The organism is Lysinibacillus sp. VIII_CA (genome assembly GCF_049943995.1).
GTDB lineage: Bacteria > Bacillota > Bacilli > Bacillales_A > Planococcaceae > Lysinibacillus > Lysinibacillus pinottii.
Map to the genome: position 1 here is coordinate 1 of NZ_JBNFXM010000075.1, position 519 is coordinate 519.

At 41.4% G+C, this 519-nt stretch carries 1 protein-coding gene; it reads left to right on the plus strand.

Going from position 1 to position 519, the window contains the following annotated elements; translation table 11 throughout:
- The coding region (locus ACP3VS_RS24230) for a lytic polysaccharide monooxygenase (protein ID WP_426390294.1) at window positions 1-519 on the plus strand (519 nt) is incomplete at both ends.

Here is a 519-nt window from a genome sequence, read left to right on the forward strand (position 1 = left end):
CATGGATTTGTTGAAAAACCAGCTAGCCGAGCAGCGTTATGTACTCAAAATTATGGAGCACTTAACTTAATGTGTGGAAGCATCATGTATGAGCCTCAGAGTCTAGAGGCGCCTAAAGGATTTCCGCAAAGTGGACCTCTAGATGGAAAAATTGCATCTGCGGGTGGTCTTTTTGGTGGTATCCTTGATCAACAAACTGCAGATCGCTGGTATAAGAATACGATTACGGGAGGTCCCAATACTTTTACATGGAAATATACTGCGCCACATTTAACAAGCAAATGGCACTATTATATTACAAAACGTGATTGGAATCCTAACAAACCTTTAACCCGTGCTGACCTTGAGCCAATTGGTACTGTAGCACATAATGGCACTGCTGCATCGACTAATTTAACTCATACCATTAACGTGCCGACGGACCGTAATGGCTACCACGTTATTCTAGCCGTTTGGGATGTCGCAGACACTTCAAATGCATTCTATAATGTGATTGATATAAATTTGGTTAATAATGGT